Origin of the sequence: Corynebacterium sp. KPL2895 (assembly GCF_040225815.1) — a bacterium.
Lineage (GTDB): Bacteria > Actinomycetota > Actinomycetes > Mycobacteriales > Mycobacteriaceae > Corynebacterium > Corynebacterium rhinophilum.
The window spans coordinates 55,025-71,623 of the sequence record NZ_JBEHFY010000006.1 but is presented as its reverse complement, the minus strand read 5'-3'; the positions used below and the strand labels follow the sequence as shown (position 1 = coordinate 71,623).

Annotated in this window: 18 protein-coding genes; 9 read left to right on the top strand and 9 right to left on the bottom strand. The window is 58.4% G+C overall.

Annotated features, from left to right (window positions below):
- Nucleotides 1–217 precede the first annotated feature (217 nt).
- From ABRP95_RS04045 to ABRP95_RS04035, 3 genes are read left to right on the top strand one after another with little or no spacing between them, the layout of a single operon-like run.
- Nucleotides 218–1,486 carry a hypothetical protein gene (locus ABRP95_RS04045; protein WP_284770083.1) on the top strand — a complete coding sequence of 423 codons (1,269 nt, stop codon included), beginning with the start codon at nucleotides 218–220 and terminating at the stop codon, nucleotides 1,484–1,486.
- A 22-nt stretch (nucleotides 1,487–1,508) separates the two neighbouring features.
- Nucleotides 1,509–2,081, top strand: coding sequence for a hypothetical protein (locus ABRP95_RS04040; protein ID WP_284770082.1), 573 nt, complete (start codon nucleotides 1,509–1,511; stop codon nucleotides 2,079–2,081).
- 3 nt (nucleotides 2,082–2,084) lie between these two features.
- Nucleotides 2,085–2,663 carry a hypothetical protein gene (locus ABRP95_RS04035; RefSeq protein ID WP_284781831.1) on the top strand — a complete coding sequence of 193 codons (579 nt, stop codon included), beginning with the start codon at nucleotides 2,085–2,087 and terminating at the stop codon, nucleotides 2,661–2,663.
- A 281-nt stretch (nucleotides 2,664–2,944) separates the two neighbouring features.
- Here ABRP95_RS04035 and ABRP95_RS04030 read toward each other — a convergent pair whose 3' ends face one another.
- The 6 genes from ABRP95_RS04030 to ABRP95_RS04005 all read right to left on the bottom strand — a co-directional run bounded on the left by ABRP95_RS04030 (nucleotide 2,945) and on the right by ABRP95_RS04005 (nucleotide 9,006).
- Nucleotides 2,945–4,450: an alpha-amylase family protein gene (locus tag ABRP95_RS04030; RefSeq protein ID WP_284770080.1), complete on the bottom strand. Its 1,506-nt coding sequence runs from the start codon at nucleotides 4,448–4,450 to the stop codon at nucleotides 2,945–2,947.
- Nucleotides 4,447–4,632 (bottom strand): hypothetical protein, encoded by a 186-nt coding sequence (locus tag ABRP95_RS04025; protein ID WP_023028381.1) that lies wholly within the window; start codon nucleotides 4,630–4,632, stop codon nucleotides 4,447–4,449. The genes ABRP95_RS04030 and ABRP95_RS04025 overlap by 4 nt, the downstream gene beginning before the upstream one ends.
- Complete coding sequence (locus ABRP95_RS04020) at nucleotides 4,632–5,453, bottom strand: carbohydrate ABC transporter permease (protein WP_284770079.1); 822 nt, start codon at nucleotides 5,451–5,453, stop codon at nucleotides 4,632–4,634. The genes ABRP95_RS04025 and ABRP95_RS04020 overlap by 1 nt, the downstream gene beginning before the upstream one ends.
- Nucleotides 5,453–6,460, bottom strand: coding sequence for a carbohydrate ABC transporter permease (locus ABRP95_RS04015; protein ID WP_349838990.1), 1,008 nt, complete (start codon nucleotides 6,458–6,460; stop codon nucleotides 5,453–5,455). Before ABRP95_RS04015 ends, ABRP95_RS04020 begins: the two co-directional genes overlap by 1 nt.
- A gap of 195 nt (nucleotides 6,461–6,655) precedes the next feature.
- Nucleotides 6,656–7,912: an ABC transporter substrate-binding protein gene (locus ABRP95_RS04010; protein ID WP_349838989.1), complete on the bottom strand. Its 1,257-nt coding sequence runs from the start codon at nucleotides 7,910–7,912 to the stop codon at nucleotides 6,656–6,658.
- Between the two features lie 101 nt (nucleotides 7,913–8,013).
- Nucleotides 8,014–9,006 carry an ABC transporter ATP-binding protein gene (locus tag ABRP95_RS04005; RefSeq protein WP_349838988.1) on the bottom strand — a complete coding sequence of 331 codons (993 nt, stop codon included), beginning with the start codon at nucleotides 9,004–9,006 and terminating at the stop codon, nucleotides 8,014–8,016.
- Between the two features lie 43 nt (nucleotides 9,007–9,049).
- Here ABRP95_RS04005 and ABRP95_RS04000 point away from each other — a divergent pair, with 43 nt between their 5' ends.
- Nucleotides 9,050–9,919, top strand: coding sequence for a biotin--[acetyl-CoA-carboxylase] ligase (locus ABRP95_RS04000; protein WP_284770075.1), 870 nt, complete (start codon nucleotides 9,050–9,052; stop codon nucleotides 9,917–9,919).
- A 146-nt stretch (nucleotides 9,920–10,065) separates the two neighbouring features.
- Nucleotides 10,066–10,506, top strand: a complete 441-nt coding sequence (locus ABRP95_RS03995; RefSeq protein WP_349838987.1) for a YdbT family protein — start codon at nucleotides 10,066–10,068, stop codon at nucleotides 10,504–10,506.
- On the opposite strand, the gene budA is transcribed toward ABRP95_RS03995, so the two are convergent.
- Nucleotides 10,484–11,215, bottom strand: coding sequence for an acetolactate decarboxylase (budA, locus tag ABRP95_RS03990; RefSeq protein WP_349838986.1), 732 nt, complete (start codon nucleotides 11,213–11,215; stop codon nucleotides 10,484–10,486). The genes ABRP95_RS03995 and budA overlap by 23 nt on opposite strands.
- Here budA and ABRP95_RS03985 point away from each other — a divergent pair.
- The 3 genes from ABRP95_RS03985 to ABRP95_RS03975 all read left to right on the top strand — a co-directional run bounded on the left by ABRP95_RS03985 (nucleotide 11,201) and on the right by ABRP95_RS03975 (nucleotide 14,096).
- Nucleotides 11,201–12,409: a 5-(carboxyamino)imidazole ribonucleotide synthase gene (locus ABRP95_RS03985; RefSeq protein WP_284781823.1), complete on the top strand. Its 1,209-nt coding sequence runs from the start codon at nucleotides 11,201–11,203 to the stop codon at nucleotides 12,407–12,409. The genes budA and ABRP95_RS03985 overlap by 15 nt on opposite strands.
- A 24-nt stretch (nucleotides 12,410–12,433) precedes the next feature.
- On the top strand, nucleotides 12,434–12,934 hold the full coding sequence (gene purE / locus ABRP95_RS03980; protein ID WP_284852101.1) for a 5-(carboxyamino)imidazole ribonucleotide mutase: 501 nt from the start codon (nucleotides 12,434–12,436) through the stop codon (nucleotides 12,932–12,934).
- Nucleotides 12,935–13,232: 298 nt separating this feature from the next.
- Nucleotides 13,233–14,096: an endonuclease domain-containing protein gene (locus tag ABRP95_RS03975; RefSeq protein ID WP_349838985.1), complete on the top strand. Its 864-nt coding sequence runs from the start codon at nucleotides 13,233–13,235 to the stop codon at nucleotides 14,094–14,096.
- A gap of 18 nt (nucleotides 14,097–14,114) precedes the next feature.
- Here ABRP95_RS03975 and ABRP95_RS03970 read toward each other — a convergent pair whose 3' ends face one another.
- Together ABRP95_RS03970 and ABRP95_RS03965 are read right to left on the bottom strand one after the other, a co-directional pair.
- Entirely contained in the window at nucleotides 14,115–15,023 is a 909-nt protein-coding gene (locus ABRP95_RS03970) for a ribokinase (protein WP_349838984.1), read from the bottom strand.
- Nucleotides 15,024–15,034: 11 nt separating this feature from the next.
- Nucleotides 15,035–16,021, bottom strand: a complete 987-nt coding sequence (locus ABRP95_RS03965) for a LacI family DNA-binding transcriptional regulator (RefSeq protein ID WP_284781816.1) — start codon at nucleotides 16,019–16,021, stop codon at nucleotides 15,035–15,037.
- A gap of 120 nt (nucleotides 16,022–16,141) precedes the next feature.
- Here ABRP95_RS03965 and ABRP95_RS03960 point away from each other — a divergent pair, with 120 nt between their 5' ends.
- The gene (locus tag ABRP95_RS03960) at nucleotides 16,142–16,597 is read left to right on the top strand and encodes a YdcF family protein (RefSeq protein WP_284781814.1); all 456 of its coding nucleotides are present in this window, start codon (nucleotides 16,142–16,144) and stop codon (nucleotides 16,595–16,597) included.
- Nucleotides 16,598–16,599 lie beyond the last annotated feature (2 nt).

The following is a 16,599-nucleotide window of genomic DNA, read 5'->3' as shown; positions in this document are numbered from 1 at the left end:
GCGTTAGGAAATATTAGCTCCCCTTTATGGGGGTAAGGGTGAAATGTGTTGTGCAGCGTTCGTTACCGGTAAGGGGCGTTTTCCCACCGTAACGACGATAAATGCCATAAAGAGAGATAGCTGTAACTGTTGAGGAGCTATAACGAAGAGCTTAATATCAGCTGTGTCTTCATGAATTTTTCTCGTATCCTTAAACAACCACAAGGACGGTCTTCTGGTGATTTCAAAGGGACTGCGACTTGTCGCGCCGCTTGCCATCGCGATACTTCTCGCGCCCGCGGCACATGCGCGCGATATTCCCCCGATGCCACAGGCATATCCCATTACCAACCTCTATAAAAGCTGCAGCGCCGCCGGAGATAACACCGAACGCGAATGGCGGTTTGCTGAAACAGGACGTCGCTACATGAGCGACGGAACCTTGCAATTCAAAAACACCACCGACCAGGAGGTGCCGTACACCGCAGAGGTAGAAACCGGCACCAATCACGAAATTGATGCCAACTCCAAGGCCAAGTTGCCCTCTGGTTGGGACACCACCGCCAAATCCGATATTGGCCTAAAAATGGCCAATGGCTGGCGAGATAAAGAAACCTTCGGGCCCGTCAAACTCAAGCCGGGTGAATCCTTCCGCGTGGAATACGGCGTGGTGGAAAAGGACTTTATTTCCATGTTCGTCGGCTGCAATGATGACCGCCTCGAAAACATTCCCGGCGCCAACGTCATCCGCGGTAAAGGCCCAGCAGAGCGCTATGCCTTTGCCTATATCATCAAGGCCGATGGATCCGTATCGGACCTGGCAATGGAAATTCCGTCTCGATCCGGCAGCACTAATTCTAAGCCCATCGAAGGTAGCTACACTGCGGTTTCCGGCCCCAGCTTGGAAAAGATTGCTGATCCGAACAAAGACGAGATCATGCAACCAGCCGCTGAACCCCAACGCGATCCTGCTTGGCCCAAGGAAGGCGAAAAGTGCGAAGCCAACGATAACTCCTGGTATCCGCTGGATATCACCGCGGTGAAGCCAACCTTCCGCAAGCCCGGTTATTCCACCGACTTCCTCAACTGGTCTCAGGGCGACTATGAATTTGCTCCGGTAACGGACTTCGTGGTTGGTGCCCAGCACGATCCATATACCAATTGGCGAGGCAATAGGGGCGATATCCCTCAGGGGTGGCTCGAGTCCGTGGGCGCCATCAAGCGTGCCTACATGCCGGTCGGTACTGAACTCAAACATGTAAACCTTGCACCCGGAGAGCGCGTTCGCGTGGAGTACGGCACCACCATGACCCGTATCAACTATCGCGAAGTGCACTGCGGAAAATCCGGCAAGTACGACCTCACCTCGAACTATAAACAGACCACCGCCCCGAGCGGTTTCTGGGCCGAAGCCACAATCACTTCCAAAGACGGCAGTACCCGCACCGTAGACGTCACCCCTGACGAATACCGCGATCTGCCCGTACCCACCCAAACCATCTACTAAATACCTGCTAGGAGTACATCTCATGCGCATTTCCAAGATTGCGTCCACCACCGCGGCTTTAGCCGTTGCCGCCGGCGTATTCGCTGCCCCAGCCGCCAATGCATTGCCGCAGCGCGACCTGGGCCCTGCAAACCCCACTACGATTGGTGAACGTTGCGCCAATCCTGGCGATACCGGCCAGACCATTGATATTAAGCGCACCTATTTCGACGGTTCCGCCGGTACCTGGACCGTTTCCAACTACAACGACGAGCCGCTTCCCGTAACCCGCTCCATCAAGGAAACCAAGTCCAAGACCTGGAACGTTTCTGCTGGTGTGGACTTCAAGCTGTTGGATCTGATTCACTTCACCTTCTCCTCCAGCTACACCTCTAGCCAGACCTACGAGGTAGGCGAGCAGGTTGGCCCATACGATATCGCCCCGGGAAAGACTGCCGTGCTGAAGGCTGGTTGGGTAGTCTCTGACTTCGAGGGTCAAAAGACCGTGTGCGGTTCCGACCACACCTGGCAGGCCAATGGCGGTAAATTTACCGCAACTCTGCCCAAGGAACGCCACGTCGCAGTCTCCACCCGTGATAACAACGATTGGGGTTAAACCGTGAAGGTGAAGACCATCGCTAGTGCAATCGCAGCGCTGAGCTTGGTGGCCGTTCCCGTAGCCCATGCCTCTGACTTCGGCGGAGACTTTGAACTGCCCCAGCGCTGGAACGATGACTTTAAGCCCGGCACGCATTGCGCAACGCCGGGGGAGAACTCAACCTATGTCACCGCGAAGCGCCGCTGGTTCAAGCAAACCGATGCCGCAAGCGTGGCAAACCACAATGCTGAGCCGGTGCCGGTCAAACACACCGTATCCAAAGCGCGGACGGAAACCGTTGAGGTTTCCGGCTCCGTGCAGGGAGAGGGAGATTTGGCCAAGATCCTGACTAAGACCTACGGATTCAACTATGTAAGCGAACAACACTGGAAGATTAACCAGGTAGTTGGGCCATACACCTTGCCTGCAAATTCCCAAGGCAAGTTGGTGTGGGGCTTTACCATGCTGGATACCGATGGCCAGGATGTGCGCTGCAACCGAGATCAAGTATGGGAAACGGTAGGAAAACCATATTCGGCCACTGTCCCTGAAGCTCGCTATTCCGAGCTGCGCTTAGAAGACGCTCCGGACTGGAGTTAGTTCATCAGAAAATGAGCCCAGCCGCACCCTGTGAATGGGGTGTGGAGCTGGGCTCTTTTTTGTAGCAGCTACGGCGCGCACTGCTTGGTTTGTAGAAGTGCATCCTCCAAAGTGCATCCTCCAAAGTGCAGGGTCCTCTGCAACATTTGAGGAAGATTTGCGATATCTGAGGGCCGGGTTTGCTCAGTTATCGCAGTGGAGGATGCACAAATTGCAAAAGCAGGCCCATCCACCGGCATGGCTGGCCGTGCAGCGGTCATGCCGGGCCAAAGACAGCCGCTCTAGGCCGGCAACCAGGCGTATCCGTAAGGTCCGAGCTCGACGGGGCCTAGGTCAACGGAGCGGTCGCTGAAATTGTGCAGGCACAACAGGTCGCCGCGCTGGTAACCGAGCACACTTTCCTTACCGGTTTCCACTGGCTCGCAGGGTGCCGTTCCCAGGTCGGGGTGCGCGTGGCGCTCTGCAATCATGGTGCGCACGCTGTGGAGCAGGGAAGTGGCATCGTTGAGCTGAGATTCCACGGACGTGCCGCCGACGATAGGCAGCCGCGCCGGGGTGCGCGCGCTAAAACCCGCGGTTTCGCTATCGTCCCACTGCATGGGGGTGCGAACGGCATAACGATCCGGCAAAGAGGTGTCATCGAGCATGCCGATTTCATCGCCATAATAAATAAATGGCGCTCCCGGCAGGGTCATCAGCAGCGAAAACATCAGCTCCACCTTGCGGCGGTCCCCACCCATCAACGGCATGAGCCGCCTGGCGATGCCCACGTGCGCCCGCATGCCTTCCTCTGGCAGGTAGGTCTGATACATCAGCTCACGGACATCATCGTCAACCATTTCCAAGGTCAATTCGTCGTGGTTGCGCAGGAAGGTACCCCACTGGCAGCCCTCGGGCAGCGGCGGTAGTTGGTCGAGGATGTCGTAGACGGGGGTGGCATCGCCAAGCGCGAGCGCTTGGTACAGCCGCGGCATGACCGGGAAGTTGAAGACCATGTGGAAGCGGTTGCCGGAGCCGTAGAAATCCATGGTCTCCTTGGGCGGCTGGTTGGCCTCCGCAATGAGGACGGCCTCGGGATAGTGGGTATCCATAAAGGAGCGAATCTTTTCCACGAACTCCACCGTCTCCGGCAGGGATTCGCCGCCGAGCTCATCGCGCTCGAAGAGGTACGCAATGGCATCGAGGCGCAGGCCATCAAGGCCTTTGTCCATCCAGAAGGACAAGATATTAAAGACCTCATCCTGCACGTCCGGGTTATCGTAATTGAGATCCGGCTGGTGGGAGTAAAAGCGGTGGAAATAGTACTGCTGGCGCTCCTCGTCCCAGGTCCAGTTGGAGGTCTCGACGTCGGTGAAAATGACGCGGATTTCGGGGTAGCGCTCGGGGTCATCGCCCCAGACGTAGAAATCCCCAAACGGGCCATCCGGATCGGAGCGCGAGGCCTGGAACCACGGGTGGTCGGAGCTGGTGTGGTTGAGCGCCAGGTCCGTCATGATGCGCATATCGCGGCGGTGCAATTCCTCAACCAGTTCCTCGAAATCCGCCATCGTGCCGTAATCGGGGTGGATGGAGTAATAATCGGCGATATCGTAGCCGTCATCGCGCAGCGGCGAGGCATAAAACGGCGAGAGCCAGAGGCAGTCCACGCCCAACCACTGGAGGTAATCCAGCTTGTCGATGACCCCGCGCAGCGTACCGATGCCCTTATTTTCGGCCTCGTTATTGCCAGAGTCCTTAAAGGAGCCCACGAGGGCTTGATAGAAGACGGCGTTGTGGTACCAGCTCATTGCAGATCCTTTCTTTTTGCCCGCCACGCAAGATAGGTCAGTGCGCACAGCGCGCCGGCCACTAGGCCGGGCCATACGGCGGGAGAGTCTTCAAATAGGTTCACCACGGCTTGGATAACCGCAAGACACGCGAAGAAGCCGAGGAATCCGAGAAGCGAATCCCACAGCAGGGACCGGCGCATTAGGCCTTGACACCTCCTGCGGTAAGCCCGGCGACGATGCGGTGCTGGAAAATGAGCACCATGATGATAAGCGGAATGGTCACCAATGCACCAGCCGCCATGGTTGCGGCATAAGGGTACTCGAAGGCCGAGGGGCCAGAGAAACGGGCGATGGCCACCGTGACCGGCTCGGTCGCAGTCGTGGACAGCTGCTTGGCCAACATGAATTCATTCCACGTGGTGATAAAGGCGATGATCGCGGTGGTAAACAGTGCCGGTGCGGCCAGAGGCAGGAGGATGAGGCGGAAGGCCTGGGCACGTGAAGCGCCATCCACACGGGCAGCCTCCTCAAGCTCCCACGGCAGCTGCCGGAAAAAGCTGAGCAGGGTATAGACCGTTAGTGGCAGGGCGAAGGAGATATTTGGGATGATCATCGCCCGGTAGGTGCCGATCCACTCTAGGCGGCCAAAGAGCTGGAAGAGCGGGGTAACCAGCGCGATGGCAGGGAACATGGAGGCCGCCAGGATGATGCCGGTGACAATACCCTTGCCGGGAAAGTCATAGCGGGAGAGCGCATACGCGGTAAATACGCCGACTAAGACGGCTACCGTGGTGGTTGCGAGCGAGATGAACAGCGAATTGCCCAGCGCGCCGAGGAAGTCATTGCCCTTATCCGTTGCGAGGGCATCGCGGAAATTATCGAGCGTGATATGCGTTGGCCAGGGCGTGGTATCGAAGGTGAATTCCTGGCTGCGCAGGGCGGTGACCACCATCCAATAAAAAGGGGCAAGGCCCCAGAACATGATGAAGATAATGCCCGCGTAGTGTCCGAATTTACGCATTATTTTGCACCCTTTCTGCCGGAGACATCCGCGCCTAGGAAGCGGATGAGGATGAAGGCGACGAAGAAGATGAGCAAGAAGATAAGGGTGGATAGCGCCGAGGCGGAATTGAAGTTACCTTGGCGCATATCTTCCACCACCAGCTGGGAAATGGTGGCGGTAGGGGAGTTGGAAGAACTCGAAATCATGATGACGGGAAGGTCATACATGCGCAGCGCATCCAGGGTACGGAAGAGCACGGCCACCATCAGGGCTGGGCGCACTAGCGGCAGGGTGATGCGGAAGAAGGTTTGGATGCGGTTAGCGCCATCGACGCGGGCGGCATCGTAGACATCCTTGGGGATCATCTGCAGGCCAGCCAGGATGAGCAGGGCCATAAACGGTGCGGTCTTCCACACGTCTGCGATGATGACGGCAAAGCGCGCATAAAACGGGTCCGTGGTCCAGGCGATATTCGCGCCCAGCAAGGAATTGACTATGCCGTCCGGGGCGAACATGAACTGCCACAGCTTGGCCGTCACGGCGGTAGGAATGGCCCAGGGGATAAGCACGGCAGCGCGCACTAAGCCGCGGCCGCGGTACTTGCCGTTCATGATGATGGCCATGAACATGCCGAGAATGGTCTCCAGGGCGACCGTGACCACGGTGAAAAACAGCGTGATTTTTACGGCGGGCCAAAAGTCGGTGGCGATAACTCCGGGCGGACACGTCGTGATTTCACCCGCACCGGACACACAGCGGTTATTGATCCAGTACAGGTAATTGTCTATGCCGGCGAAACCGCCTTCTTCAAAGAGACCCGTTTTGGGGTTGAGCTGCCGGTTTCCCTGGAAAGACAGGATGACCGCGCGCACGATGGGATAGCCGATGATAATGCCCAGCACGATGAGCGCCGGGGCGATCAGCGCGGCCGGGCGCCCGAAATTGGCAAACCTGGAGGTGCTAGAGGCGCGCTTGGGCTTTTTCGATCGAGGGTGCTTCTGTTGCGTCGGCGAAGTGGTGACCACGGGAGTTCGCCTTTCTGATTCAGATGATTTCTAGTGCGCTAGATTCTATCCCCAACTGGGACGGGAAAACCACAAAGGGTGAGGCAGTGGCATATGCGCCTTCCTCACCCATTTGTGTACTAGCGGTTCGCTATATATTTCTCGCTTTTCAGCATGCTCCCTGCCCGTAGGATACGAGGTCCAGGGAGGGCTTCTTTAACCCTGCGAAGCAGAATCGATGGCCGCCTTCATATCGGAGGTGGCATCCTCGACGGACTTGCCATCGGTAAGCGCGGCATAAGCGTTGTCCTGAATGGCCTTAGAGATGGCGGAATAGAACGGCGATACCGGACGCGGTGCGGCGTTTTCTAGGGATTCCTTCAGCGCTGGCAAGTAGGGGAATTCCTCCTGCAACTGTGGATCATCGTAGATGGAGGAAAGAACCGGCGGGAAGGACTGCTCAGCAAAGGACTTCTGGTTCTCCTCATTGATGATGAAGTTCATGAAGTCCAGGGCGGTGCCCTTGTTCTTGGAATTGATGTTGATGCCGTTGTTGTAGCCGCCCAAGGTGGACACGCCAACGCCATCCTTGCCCAGCGGTGCTTGGACCTCAACGTCAATGCCGGCATCTACGGCATTGGTGTACATGTAGGGCCAGTTCACTGCGAAGGCGGTCTTGCCTTCGGTGAAGGCCATGTTGGTCTCTTCCTCGGTGGCGGCGGTGGAGTCCTTGGAGATGATTTCGTCTTCATAAGCATCCACCATGGCCTGCAGGCCTTCCTGGGCTTCCTTGGAGTCGACGGTGGCATTGCCGTCATCGTCAAGCACCGAGCCGCCCCAGCCCTCCATGAAGCCGGCGGTGTTCAAAGCCAAGCCCTCGTACTGCTTGAGCTGGGTGGTCAGGCACTTCTTGTCATCTTCCAGGGCCTTGCAGGCGGATTCGAGGTCAGCGAATTTCTCCGGGGTAGCGTCCGCGAGCTCAGTATTGCGGAAGAGGAGCTGGCCGTTGGTGTTTTGCGGGAGCGCATACAGCACGTCGTTGTAGATGGCCGATTCCACGGTGGCGGGCAAGAGCTCCGAGGTATCGGTCTCGAAGTTACCGTTAAGCGGCTGGAGCCACTGGTTGGCGGCGAATTCCGCGGTCCAGACCACGTCGAGGGCCATGACATCGTAGTCATCATTGCCAGCCTGGAGGGACTGCACCAGGGTTTCGCGCTGGGCATCGGCCTCGCCCGCGAGCTCCTTGAGGGTGACCTTTTCATCCGGATTTTCTTCATTCCACTTATCGATGATGGGAGTGATCTTATCCGTGTCGTTCTTGCCCATGGCAAAGGTGATGGGGCCGTGGGAGTCAGCGCCGGAACCGGATGCGGAGCCATCCGCGTTATCTGCACCGTCGTCAGACGTGGAGCAGCCTGCCAGCGCCAATACTGCCGTGGTGGCGACTGTGGTGCGAATGAAGTACTTCTTCATGGGAATTCACCTTTCAGAAAGCTTGGGTGTTCCTTAAAAATAATTTACAAACACCGCGCGCAGAATAGATTTTGATTATTCACCTCTAAATGGGGGGTAATTTAGGAGGTGGAGATACGTCGCCCGGTTTCTGGGTCAAAGCGGTGTGCAGCGCTTGCATCAAAGGTCAATACAACCTCCTCACCGCGCTGCGGCGGGGTGCCTTCACACCGGGCCACGAACCGTGCGCTACCCACCGTGGCGTAGACAAAGGATTCGGAACCCAACTCTTCAACCAGGTCGACCACGCCGCGCAGTCCCTCAGCCCCCTCATTGAGGTGCATATTTTCCGGGCGCACCCCCAGGCGCTCGCCGTCGTGGTCAAAGATATTCATTGCAGGCGAACCAATAAAGCCGGCGACGAACTCGTTGGCCGGTTCCGCATAAAGTTCGCGCGGCGGGGCAACCTGTTGCAATTCGCCATCTTTCAGCACCGCGACTCGGTGCCCCAGCGTCATGGCCTCGACCTGGTCGTGGGTGACATAGACCGTGGTGGTACCAAGTCGCTGCTGCAGGCTCGCAAGCTCCGTACGGGTTTGCACGCGCAGCTTCGCATCCAGGTTAGAGAGCGGCTCATCCATGAGGAAGGCCTTAGGGTTGCGCACAATAGCACGGCCCATGGCAACGCGCTGGCGCTGACCGCCCGAGAGGTCCTTGGGCTTGCGCTTAAGGAACTCGCTCAACCCCAGCATCTCTGCGGCTTCCTGGACCTTTTGCTTGATTTCAGCCTTGGGGAGCTTCGCCAGCTTGAGCGAAAAGCCCATGTTTTCTTCCACCGAAAGGTGCGGGTAGAGCGCATAATTTTGAAAAACCATCGCAATATCGCGATCACCCGGTTCAAGGCCCGTGACATCCGTATCATCGATGAGAATCCGGCCACTAGACGTTGGTTCAAGGCCGGCCAGCGCGCGCAGCGTCGTGGACTTGCCGCAGCCAGAAGGGCCCACCAAAACGAGGAACTCGCCGTCCGCGATTTCTAGGTCCAATTCCTTCACGGTGGGCGCCGCCGCGCCGGGGTAAGTGATATTTACCTTTTCAAAAGTGACCTTTGCCATGCGCAACACACTAGCACCACCAGCGGACGGTATCTTGGAATCTATGACTGCACTTGATAAGCACCGCATCCGCACCGCCCTGGCAGAGGACTTCACCACCATCGATTTTGTGGATCAGACCGGTTCCACCAATACCGATCTGATGCAGGCCATCAATGTCACCGATGGCACCGTGCTGCTTGCCGATGAGCAGTTGTCCGGCAAAGGCCGCCTCGGCCGGGCGTGGACGGCGCCAGCCGAATCCCAGGTGATCTTTTCCGTGCTGCTTTTGCCCGATTCTCTCGACCACTTGGGCACGCTTCCGCTGGCTGCGGGCCTGGCCGTGACCGATTCCATCGAGGGCTCCGTGCTGAAATGGCCGAATGACGTGCATATCGATGGCAATAAACTCTGCGGCATCCTTGCCGAGGCCGGTCCCGTGGGCCAAGCCTTCAAGTCCGCACCGAAGACTGAGGTCAATAAGGCAGAACTGAATAAAACTGAGTTGAACAAGGCTGAGGTCAACAAAGCTGAAGTCAATAAAGCCGAAGTAAATAAGGCCGTCGGCGGGCAGGCGCCCTCTGCGCGCGTGGTCGTAGGCATGGGTATTAATGTCACGCTCAGCCGCGAAGAATTGCCCATTGAAAAGGCCACCTCGTTGGCTCTGGAAGGCCGCGATACCGACCGCACCGAGCTGGCCATTACCGTGCTGAAAAACCTGCGCCGCCGCATTACGCAGTGGGAGAACCAGGATCCGCAGCTTATGCAGGATTACCGCGCGGTGTGCTCATCTATTGACCAGGAGGTGCGGCTGGAGACCCCGACTGGCGATGTCATCGGCCGTGTTGAGGGCATTGGTGAGGACGGCCGCATTAACGTCGCAGGCGAGTACTACTCCGCCGGTGACGTGACGCATCTGCGTCCGGCGCGATAGGCGCCGCACGTTAGATGTCGCACGATCGGCGCCGCGCGATAGTCGCCGCGCGATAGGTATCGCGCGGCAGGCGACGCGCAGCAGGCGTCGGGTGGTAGTTCGCGCAGTCCGAGTAGCGCTGCCTCGCACTGGTACTATCCATGGCTATGGGATTGATGAAGATGGGCCAAGGCGAGGTCAAGCGCGCGGATGTATCCGCGCCATTTCGCGCGCTCGTTTTCCCATTTCTGGAGCTCATCCTCATTACGGGCGTGCTGTGGATTGCCATCGGCTGGTGCGATGCCCAGGGAGTAGAACCCATGCTGCGCAACGGGCTCGTCGTCTTGTGGGCCGGGCTGAGCACGTGGCGCTTTCTCATTCCGTTTTATAAGGCTCGCCGCAAGCGGTTCATCGTGACCAATCGCCGCGTCATTGTGCGGGAAGGCCGCCACATCGATTCAATTCCGCTGGAAGATATTCGCGGCGCCCGCAAGCGCCGCGGCGGTATCTCCATTGCGCTCAATGGCTGGGACAGGGCCATGTATTTTCCCATCGTAGCCAAGTCAAAGCAGGTAGCAGAGATTATTAATGATCGCCCTTGGTTTTAACCTCGGTCGAGTGTAATTGCTTATCAAGATCCTCCGGTGCGAGGTTAGCGCTGCTGAATTCTTGGGTCAGCGGCAGGCGCAGTTCTAGATCGGAACCGGGGCAGAGCTCGATTTTCGCCTCATCCACGGTGTAATCCAGCACATATCCGCCGGATTGCCGCGCGGCGTCGATAAAGTGCACGTGGCATCCTGGCACCGAAATCCCGCGCTCGTACACGGGAGTGCGGAAGCCGCCGATGACGCCTTCGACATCGCTAAAGTGCAGCTCTTTATCGCCACCGACCGCCTTGGTCATTGGGGGATAGGGCTTGGTTTGTTTGACCACGGTGCGCGTGGTGACCTCAGAGAACCTGCCCGTGATACGGACCGCGTACATGTAGTTGGCGGAAGGTTCCACCTCATCGATGAAGGCGGAAAGCTCGTCGCGGCGCAGGCCCCGTGGGGCATCGACAAGAATGCGCGGCACAAAGTTGGTGGCCACGGCATAAGGGGTTTGCTGGTCCAAGTCCGCAACCCGTGCGGAGCCATCGCCGCGCAGTTGGTAGCAGGTCCCGTCCAGGATAATCATTTCACCATCGAGGCCATTAAAGGTACCGATGCCGAAATTGCCCTTTCCTAGCAGCTCAGAGATGGTCATCTCGCCGTCATAAATGCCATCAAGGAGGGCGCTCATGAGGGAGTTCTGGAAGATCGAATGACGGGTAAACATGGTATCCAAGCTAATATTGTGGGCGTGAGTGTCTCAAAACCTATTGTAACTGTCTGTGGCGATGGTCAGCTGGCGCGCATGATGCAGCCTGCCGCCGCTGAACTCGATATTCATCTGCGGATTCTTGCTGGTAGCCCGGATTCTTCGACCGCGCAGGTCACCCCGGACATCGTGGTGGGCGATTATCACAAGTACGAGGATCTGCTCGCGGCAGCCCGCGGCGCGGATGCGGTTACCTTCGAGCATGAGCATGTGCCCAATGAGCATTCCGCCGCGCTTATCGATGCCTCCTTTAACGTCCAGCCCCAGCCCAGCGCCCTGCGCTATGCCCAGGACAAGCTGGACATGCGGGAAAAGCTCTCCGCACTGGGGGCGCCCGTTCCGCGGTTTAGCGCAATCGAATCCGTTGCTGATGCCCGCGCTTTTTTCGATGCCGTAGACGGGCGCGTTTGTCTCAAGGCCCGCCGCGGTGGCTATGACGGCAAGGGCGTGTGGTTTCCCTCGGATGCCGATCTTGATGAGCTCGTCGCCGAGCTATTAGACGCCGGCACGCCGCTCATGGCCGAAGAGAAGGTGGATCTGACCCGCGAGCTGTCCATCTTGGTAGCGCGCCGCCCATCCGGTGAAGCCAAGGTCTGGCCCATTACCCAGTCCCGCCAGGCCAACGGCATCTGTGCCGAGGCCATCGCGCCCGCGCCCGATCTCTCGCCTGATCTGGCCGAACGCGCCTCTGCGCTGGGGCTAAGCATTGCCGAATCCCTCGGCGTGACCGGCGTGCTAGCCGTGGAGCTTTTCGCCTTCAACGGTGAAAATGGCGAGGACATCTCCGTTAATGAATTGGCCATGCGCCCGCACAATACCGGCCACTGGACCCAGGATGGCTGCGTGACCTCGCAGTTCGAACAGCACCTGCGCGCCGTACTCGACCTGCCCTTGGGTGCGGTGGACGCCCTAGCCCCGGTGACCGTTATGGCAAATGTTCTCGGCGCGGACGAAGATCCCAGGATGCCTATGCCGCAGCGTGTGCGCGAGGTCATGGAACGCTACCCGCACGCCAAGATTCACCTGTACGGCAAGGACCACCGCGCTGGCCGCAAGATCGGCCACGTCAATGTCGCTGGTACATCACTCGATGAGACCCGCGATGCCGCCCGCCAGGCCGCGCACTTTCTCATGCACGCAACGTGGGCATAACTCTTAAAACCTAGAAAGGACATTATGGAACCGCAGGTAGGAATCATCATGGGCTCGGATTCGGATTGGCCCACCGTCGAACCCGCCGCGGAAGTCCTCGCGGACTTCGGCATCCCCTTTGAGGTCGGCGTGGTTAGCGCCCACCGCACCCCGGAAAAGATGCTGGCCTACGCCAAGGGAGCGCACTCCCGCGGCCTTAAGGCCATCATCGCCTGTGCCGGTGGCGCCGCCCACCTGCCGGGCATGGTTGCAGCGGCCACGCCGCTGCCCGTTATCGGCATTCCGCGCGCACTCAAGGACCTCGATGGCCTAGACTCCCTGCTTTCTATCGTGCAGATGCCTAGCGGCGTTCCCGTGGCCACCGTCTCCATCGGCGGCGCAAAGAACGCCGGCCTGCTGGCCGCCCGCATCCTGGGCGCCGGAGACCTCGCGCTGCAAGACAATATGGTCGCCTACCAAGAAAAGATGGCAGAAGAAGTCGAGCAGAAGGATAAGAACCTGCGCTCGAAGCTGCTAGGGGAGTAGTCACTAGCACGCCGTGTCCAAAACAACCGCGTTTCTTCATTTTTCGGCCTGATTTTTATAAGAACGCGGTTGTTTTGGACATTTTTGTATGATTGCGTAGGTTTCCTGGCTCCTAGGGCGTTCATCGGGCGGCGCTGCGTTCAAAACAACCGCGTTTCTTCATTTTTCGGCCTGATTTTTAGAGGAATGCGGTTATTATGGACGCCTCAGGGCTGAGGTCGGTGGCACGTGGCCCTGCGAGTCCGCGCTGCCTCACTTACACTTCCACTCGGGGCGTAAGTGCTCCGAGGGGGAGTAGATGAAGGAACTTTTAGTATCGGGGTTGAATCAAAGGCAACTGAGGTCCGGTCTGGCCAGCGGCAAGATAATTAAAATTCGCCGTGGGCTGTATACGTGGCGGAAACCTACGCCATTCGAGCTTGCTCGCATCGTGCATGAAAAATGGCCTGGAATAATGCTCGCGGGGAAATCTGCGGTTGAGCTCTATTCCAAGAAGGAACTGACCTTTCCGCTGCATTGTGCCTACGAGCACCCGCTAGCCAACTCCACTTGGTTAAAAGTGCAGCGTACGCGTCAGACAACGACCTTTAGCCATGAAGGCGTTCCCGTGCAGAATCCGCTTTTGGCTGCGGGAGAAGTAAGCGAAGCGGACGCAGTGGCGATGCTAGAAGCGCGCTATCAGACGCGACGCGGGAAACAAGCCCTAGAGAAGGAACGGGGCGCTATCTCTCGGGTACCAGCAAGGGTTAAAGAATTGGTGAAAAAGGCCGCCATCGGTGCCGATAGTGAAGCGGAGAGAAAGGTGACCCGCGCATTGCAGGAGCGCGATAAAAAGGTGCAGGTTAACCACCAAATCGGTCCGTACCTGTGGGACATTGTGGTGGGTAAGGTGGCGGTAGAGATTGATGGTTACGACTACCACAAGGCTGAAGACCTAGGTACCTTCATTAAAGACCGATGGAAGGGAAATAACGCTGCGGTGAAAGGCTATACGGTGTTGCGGTACTCGGGGAGCTGCGTGAAGCACCACTTAGTTGATGTAGTGCAGCAAATAATCGAAGCAGACGAGGGCCGCACCAACTTCACGTCGCACGTTCACAAGCCCGCGTGGCAGTGGCATTGGATTCTCGCCGGATTTGAGTCCGAACCAATCTACGGCTAGATACCACCGAACACAGTTCTATTTCTGCGTGACCTCTGGCAACCTCGAAGAGGTCGTGGGATAGGACGGCTGGGCGCCGGCGCTGGTGGCGGCGAAGGCACCGACGCGGGCGGCGAAGGTGGCGGCATCGACAAGCGTGGCGCCTTCAAGGAGCTTGGTGCAAAAAGCACCGGCAAAGGCATCGCCGGCGCCGGTGGTATCGACTGCGGTGATCTGTGGGGTGGGGATGCCCGTGTTGGAATCGGGCGTTGCTACGTAGGCGCCTTCGGCCCCGAGGGTCAGCACCACCGATTTAAAGCCGGCGGAGACGAGGCGGTGAGCGAGCTCGCGCGGGGTGCCGGTGGAAGAAAGGCCCAGTTGCTCAAGGATGAGGCCAGCCTCGTGCTCGTTGGCCATGAGGGGATCGGCCTGCAGGAGGGCGTCGCGGTCCACCTCGATGACTGGGGCGAGGTTGACGACCACGCGTCCTTGGGCGGCATCGACTGCGGCTTTGAAACCGGAGGCGGGGATTTCGCCCTGGAGCAGGACCACGTCCGCATCGGCGATGGTGGATTGGCGGGCGGTGACGAAGGGGGCATCGACAAGAGCGTTGGCGCCGGGGAAGATGACGATGGTGTTTTCCCCATCGGCGGAGACCGTGATGACCGCCAAGCCGGTAGTGGTATCGGACTGTTCCACCGCGCTGAGATCGATGCCGGAGCTGTGCATGTAGTGCATGGCGGGCTCGGCGTAGGGATCGGAACCGACCGCGCCGACGAAAGCTACATTGGCGCCCAATTGCGCAGCGGCGACCGCTTGGTTCGCGCCCTTGCCGCCAGCGAGGATCTCGCCGCCGGAGCCCAGCAGCGTTTCGCCGGGGTGCGGGTGGCGTTCGGCATGGACAATAAGGTCAGCATTAATCGAGCCGACGACGGTGAGTTTGCTCATTGGAAATCCTCCTATGAATCGGATTCTACGGTGAATGCAGTGGACATGCGGGGGATATATCGCGTATCGATTATCGATCCTTGAGGCGGGCGCTTATTTTTGATGGCCGCGATGAGTTCTGCGGTGGCTATCTTGCCCATGTGGTCGACGTTTTGGTCCACTACGGATATGGGCGCCGGCTGGAAGCGCAGGTAAATGAAGTCATCGAAACCGACGAGTGCGACTTCCTCTCCAATGGCCTTGCCGGAATTATGACAGGCTTCTAATGCGCCTGCAGTCATCATCGAGTCAGCGGCAACGATGGCCGTGACCCCTGCATTAAGTAGTTCGATCGCGCCCTTATATCCCTCGCGGTGCCGGAAGCTGCCGTGGTGAATGTGGATATCAAGGTCGCGGGCTGCTTCTGCGAATACAGAGAGGCGCTGCCTGCCGGTAGAGGTTTCTTGGGGGCCGGAAAGATAGCCAATCGAGGTATGGCCTTTGTCCTTGAGCTGCGCAATTGCCTTATGCATTCCCGGACCAGGATCAGAAATCACGGCGGGAAATTCTCCCAGTGTTCGGTCAATCAATAGCAACGGCCGATGGGAATGGGCCTGGCGGATGGCGTCTTCTGTGCCATCGAAGGGAACAGTAATTATTCCATCAACCTGCCGCTGCGTGAGGGCATCGAGGGCGCGTTCCAAACGCGCAGGATCCTCGCCGCAGCTGGTAATCATGGTGGCGACACCGTGAGCATTAGCTTCTTGTTCAATTGCGGCGGCCATGGCGGCGAAATACGAGTTATCCAGGCTTGGTATGACGAGGCCGATGGCGTTGGACCGTGCGTTGCGCAGCGCGCGTGCCTGGGCATTTGGGCGGTAATTGAGCTGTTCGGCTGCTTGTTTTACGCGCCTGCGGGTGGCTGCGGAAATAGCTGGATTTCCTGCCAGCGCGCGCGAGGCGGTGGAAATGGACACCCCAGCTGCGGCGGCTACGTGCTTGAGGGTGGTTGCGGCCAATTCGGCTCCTAGGGTTAGAGCAGCTTCGATGGGTCGTGCAATCGATTGCACACTTGTGTCTCAATCTACGGTTCAGTACCTGTGTCTGTCAAGGGCTCGCGCCGGTCTAAGCTAATGTGCATGGAAGATTCCCCGCGCGATCCGCTCCTTGTTTTGGGCTCTCGTGTTACCCACGGTCATCCGGGCGCCATGCTGCGGTCTCGTTTGGATAAGACGCTTGAGCTCTATTCTGGGCAGACAGTTATCGTCTCTGGCTGCGGGGAAGCGGGCGCGATGGCTGAGTACCTCATCAAGCGAGGCGTTGATCCTGGGAATGTGCTTGTGGAACCGGCTGCTACCAGTACAAATGAAAATTTAGAAAACGCACATAGCCTTGCACCAGATGCCGTATTGCAGGTGGTCACCAACGATTTCCATGCCCTGCGCACCACATTGTGGGCCTGGCATTTGGGCATTGCGATTAATGTTCACCCCGCGCGCACGCCGTGGCTGTCGATGCCGCGCAATTACCTACGCGAGGTTGCGGCGACCCCGCATTCCGCAGCGCGAATCCTGTGGCGGCGACTGCGGAGGTAACC

What these genes read in the sequence shown, in the direction of transcription:
- ABRP95_RS04040 (WP_284770082.1), top strand. Translation starts at nt 1,509, where the DNA reads ATGCGCATTTCCAAGATTGCGTCCACCACCGCGGCTTTAGCCGTTGCC.
- ABRP95_RS04030 (WP_284770080.1), bottom strand. Translation starts at nt 4,450, where the DNA reads ATGAGCTGGTACCACAACGCCGTCTTCTATCAAGCCCTCGTGGGCTCC.
- ABRP95_RS04025 (WP_023028381.1), bottom strand. Translation starts at nt 4,632, where the DNA reads ATGCGCCGGTCCCTGCTGTGGGATTCGCTTCTCGGATTCCTCGGCTTC.
- ABRP95_RS04020 (WP_284770079.1), bottom strand. Translation starts at nt 5,453, where the DNA reads ATGCGTAAATTCGGACACTACGCGGGCATTATCTTCATCATGTTCTGG.
- ABRP95_RS04010 (WP_349838989.1), bottom strand. Translation starts at nt 7,912, where the DNA reads ATGAAGAAGTACTTCATTCGCACCACAGTCGCCACCACGGCAGTATTG.
- ABRP95_RS04005 (WP_349838988.1), bottom strand. Translation starts at nt 9,006, where the DNA reads ATGGCAAAGGTCACTTTTGAAAAGGTAAATATCACTTACCCCGGCGCG.
- ABRP95_RS04000 (WP_284770075.1), top strand. Translation starts at nt 9,050, where the DNA reads ATGACTGCACTTGATAAGCACCGCATCCGCACCGCCCTGGCAGAGGAC.
- ABRP95_RS03995 (WP_349838987.1), top strand. Translation starts at nt 10,066, where the DNA reads ATGGGATTGATGAAGATGGGCCAAGGCGAGGTCAAGCGCGCGGATGTA.
- ABRP95_RS03985 (WP_284781823.1), top strand. Translation starts at nt 11,201, where the DNA reads ATGACGGGTAAACATGGTATCCAAGCTAATATTGTGGGCGTGAGTGTC.
- budA (WP_349838986.1), bottom strand. Translation starts at nt 11,215, where the DNA reads ATGTTTACCCGTCATTCGATCTTCCAGAACTCCCTCATGAGCGCCCTC.
- purE (WP_284852101.1), top strand. Translation starts at nt 12,434, where the DNA reads ATGGAACCGCAGGTAGGAATCATCATGGGCTCGGATTCGGATTGGCCC.
- ABRP95_RS03975 (WP_349838985.1), top strand. Translation starts at nt 13,233, where the DNA reads ATGAAGGAACTTTTAGTATCGGGGTTGAATCAAAGGCAACTGAGGTCC.
- ABRP95_RS03970 (WP_349838984.1), bottom strand. Translation starts at nt 15,023, where the DNA reads ATGAGCAAACTCACCGTCGTCGGCTCGATTAATGCTGACCTTATTGTC.
- ABRP95_RS03960 (WP_284781814.1), top strand. Translation starts at nt 16,142, where the DNA reads ATGGAAGATTCCCCGCGCGATCCGCTCCTTGTTTTGGGCTCTCGTGTT.